This is a genomic window from Rhizobium sp. PEPV16 (assembly GCF_008919455.1).
Lineage (GTDB): Bacteria > Pseudomonadota > Alphaproteobacteria > Rhizobiales > Rhizobiaceae > Rhizobium > Rhizobium leguminosarum_Q.
The window spans coordinates 1-3,375 of sequence record NZ_VSZV01000084.1 but is presented as its reverse complement, the minus strand read 5'-3'; the positions used below and the strand labels follow the sequence as shown (position 1 = coordinate 3,375).

The following is a 3,375-nucleotide window of genomic DNA, read 5'->3' as shown; positions in this document are numbered from 1 at the left end:
GCTCGGCTACGTGATCAACGTGCCGGACCTGACCTTTGCCGCAAGCCAGGTCAACAACCAGCTCCTGACGCAGCCCTTCCAGGTCTTCCTCATCCTGGCGATCGTCTACTTCGCCATCTGCTGGACGCTCACCTACTTCGCAAATCGCCTCGAGCGAAGCATCACGCGGCGGCGTGCGGGACTTTCCAACCTTCCCTCTGCCGCCTTGGTCGCGCCATCGAAAATCATATCGGAGCAGCTATGACCATGTCAGTTTCAGCACAGGAATTGCAGACGATCCGGCTTTCGCAGGTTTGCAAAAGCTACGGCGACTATCCGGTCCTGAAGGATATCGATGCGCAGGTCTCGCGCGGCGAGGTCGTGGTCATCTGCGGGCCGTCCGGTTCGGGAAAATCGACGCTGATCCGCACGATCAATCGCCTCGAGGAGATCAACAGCGGATCGATCACGCTCGACGGGCAAAACATTCACGCCGCCATGCGGGCAAAGGAACTCAATGCGCTGCGCAGCCGGATCGGCTTCGTATTTCAGAACTTCAACCTGTTTCCGCACCTTTCAGTGGTCGAAAACGTCTCGATGTCGCCAATCCGGGTAAAAGGCGTGGCGCCAGATGTTGCTGAGGACAAGGCCCTCAAGCTTCTCGATCGGGTCGGCCTTGCCGACAAGGCGCGGGCCTATCCCGGCCAACTCTCGGGCGGCCAGCAGCAGCGGGTGGCAATCGCCCGCGCCCTTGCCATGGAACCGCCGGTGATGCTGTTCGACGAGCCGACCAGCGCGCTCGATCCCGAAATGGTCGGCGAAGTGCTGGCCGTCATGAAGAGCCTGGCGTCCGAAGGCATGACCATGCTCTGCGTCACCCACGAAATGGGTTTCGCGCGCGACGTCGCGGATCGGGTCTGGTTCATCGATGCGGGCCAGATCCTCGAAATGGCGACGCCTGAGGAATTCTTCAACAATCCAAGCCATCCCCGTGCGCAGCGTTTCCTCGCTGATCTCAGGCATTGATACCAACCACCAAAAACAAAGGAGAACAGCAATGAACTGGAAATGCCTAACCCTCACCGCCGCATTTGCCGGAGTGGCAGCCGCCTTGCCCGCAAAAGCCGATCAGCTCGACAACATCATGTCGGCGAAAACCCTGCGCTGCGCGACTTTCGCCGACGTTCCTCCCTTCGCGTCACCCGATCCGAAGACCCGCGAAATGGCCGGTTTCGACGTCGATCTCTGCGGCGCCATCGCCAAGAAATTGGGCGTCAAGGCTGAAATCAAGCCAGTTTCAGTCGAGGCGCGCGTGCCCGAGGTCAAGCTCGGCCGCGTCGACATCACCGTTGCCAACCTCGCCTATACTCTGAGCCGCGCCGAGCAGATCCAGTTCAGCGATCCCTACTATCTCGCCAAGGAAATGCTGATCGTGCCGGCGGACGATGCCGGCAAGAAGAAGGCGGATTACGCAGGCCAGCGCATCGCTTCGACCAAGGGTTCAACCTCCGAGATGTCGATCAAGCTCAACAAATCCGACCCGCTGACCTTCCAGGATACCGCCTCTGCCTATCTCGCCGTCCAGCAGGGCAAGGCGCGCGGCATGGTGGCCAACACCATGACGACGACCAAGTTCGTCAATGAATCGAAGAGCAAGGGCAAGGCAATGCGGATGATCGAGGAGCCGATGCTGTACCAGCCGATCGGCATCGGAATGGCCAAGGATCAGCCGGCGCTGACCGCCAAGATCAACGAGATCCTTCGCAAGCTCGACACATCGGGCGAGATCAACAAGATCTGGGACAAGTGGCTCGGCCCGGATACCGAATACAAGATGACGCGCACCGACAAGGTCGTATCGCTCTCCGAGCTGAAGTTCGACCCGATCCCGTAAGCCGCCCGGCTTCGGCGTCATCCACTGACAACGTCCAAACAAATTGAGACGGCGGGACATGCCCGCCGTCGGCCAACGATGTGAGGCATCCATGATCCATATTAAAGATATTGCCGAACGGCCAAGCAAAGCCGATATCGACGCCGTTTCCAAATTTTCGCCCGCGACGATCCACGAGGCCCAAGGGCGCCGCGGAGCCCTTTCCTCCCGCCTCAAGCCTGTCGACTACCGCATGAAACTGTGCGGTCCGGCCTTCACGGTGAAATGCGCTCCGCGTGACAACATCATGCTGCAGCTCGCCATCAACTACGCAAAGCCGGGCGATATCATCGTCGTATCGGCGGGCGAATACGAAGAGGCCGGATCCTTCGGCGATGTCCTCGCCAATGCCTGTCTTGCAAAGGGCATCGGCGGCCTCGTGACCGACACCGGCGTGCGCGATACACTTCAGCTGAGGGAACTTGGTTTCCCGGTCTTCTCGCTCAGCGTCTGCATCAAGGGGACGGTGAAGGAGACCATAGCGGCGGTGAACGACACGATCATCGTCGGCGGCGAAATCATCCATCCCGGCGACATCATCGCCGGCGATGCCGACGGGCTGGTGGTCGTGCGCCGCCAGGAAGCGCAGGAAGTAGCCAGGCTGTCACAGGCCCGCGAAGATGCCGAGGCCGGCTATATCGCGGCATATAAGCAGGGCAAATCGGTCATCGAGGTCAGCAATCTCGAACCGGTGCTGAAAGCCAAGGGCCTCGTCGTCGACATTTGAGACGGCCGCCAGACCACATCCTTATAAGCTGGCCTTTCCGGTCGCGGCCATGGCGACCGGTTACCCCCTGGTGAAGAAACCGGTTCTCAGATGTTCTCTGGTGTCACGATTTCGAAGGCAATGGTGCGCTGAATCGTGCTGCCCGATGCGCCCTGCATGATCGTCTCGATCATCGTCTGCACCAGAACCGCAGACGTCTGTTCCAGCGGATGACAGAGAGCTGCGGTAATCATCCCTTCTGACAGACCTATTCGTGTCTCCGGTCCAATATCCCGGCAAACGAGACGGATGTTTCGGCGGCGCTCATGAGGAACTTCTCTGAGTGCCCGCAAGACCCCGGAGATGCCGCCACCGACAATCAGGATGCCCGTCAGGTCATCTGTCGTCGCCAACAATTCCTTGACCATCTGATAGGCCTCGCTCGGCTCTTCATGGGTGGGACGGCTGTCCTCAATGGTCAGATGCGGCGCATGTTCGCGCACGTAGGAGCGGAAGCTTGCATCGGAGACGTCCTGACATTGGTAGCGGTGGTTGCCGATGAAGACGGCAATGCGCCCTGGCCCGTGGGTCATTTGCGAGATGAACCACGCCGCCGTTCGTCCCATTTTCCAATTGTCTGCACCGACGTAAGCGGCCCGTTCTCGAGCCGACTGGTCGGTAATATAGGCGATCACCGGCTTACCCTTCTCATGCAGCTCGCGGATGGCCTGGGCGATCACCGGGTGATCCGCGGCGA

General features: G+C 59.9%; 4 protein-coding genes and 1 pseudogene. 4 read left to right on the top strand and 1 reads right to left on the bottom strand.

The genetic code is table 11. From position 1 onward, the window contains the following. The 4 genes and pseudogenes from FY112_RS00940 to FY112_RS00925 form a co-directional block, all read left to right on the top strand. A pseudogene (locus FY112_RS00940) lies at positions 1 to 244 on the top strand (amino acid ABC transporter permease); the annotation flags it as partial. Continuing rightward, a complete protein-coding gene (locus tag FY112_RS00935; protein WP_027688639.1) occupies positions 241 to 1,005 on the top strand; it encodes an amino acid ABC transporter ATP-binding protein in 765 nt (254 codons plus the stop codon). The pseudogene FY112_RS00940 and the gene FY112_RS00935, both read left to right, overlap by 4 nt. A gap of 31 nt (positions 1,006 to 1,036) precedes the next feature. After that, positions 1,037 to 1,873: an ABC transporter substrate-binding protein gene (locus FY112_RS00930; protein ID WP_151517405.1), complete on the top strand. Its 837-nt coding sequence runs from the start codon at positions 1,037 to 1,039 to the stop codon at positions 1,871 to 1,873. 91 nt (positions 1,874 to 1,964) lie between these two features. Next, on the top strand, positions 1,965 to 2,639 hold the full coding sequence (locus FY112_RS00925; protein WP_026188807.1) for a 4-carboxy-4-hydroxy-2-oxoadipate aldolase/oxaloacetate decarboxylase: 675 nt from the start codon (positions 1,965 to 1,967) through the stop codon (positions 2,637 to 2,639). An 86-nt stretch (positions 2,640 to 2,725) separates the two neighbouring features. On the opposite strand, the gene FY112_RS00920 is transcribed toward FY112_RS00925, so the two are convergent. Further along, the coding region (locus tag FY112_RS00920) for a substrate-binding domain-containing protein (protein ID WP_151517404.1) at positions 2,726 to 3,375 on the bottom strand (650 nt) is incomplete at its 5' end.

Excerpts from the sequence above, each read along its gene's own strand:
- FY112_RS00935 (WP_027688639.1), top strand. The coding sequence starts at position 241 with ATGACCATGTCAGTTTCAGCACAGGAATTGCAGACGATCCGGCTTTCG.
- FY112_RS00930 (WP_151517405.1), top strand. The coding sequence starts at position 1,037 with ATGAACTGGAAATGCCTAACCCTCACCGCCGCATTTGCCGGAGTGGCA.
- FY112_RS00925 (WP_026188807.1), top strand. The coding sequence starts at position 1,965 with ATGATCCATATTAAAGATATTGCCGAACGGCCAAGCAAAGCCGATATC.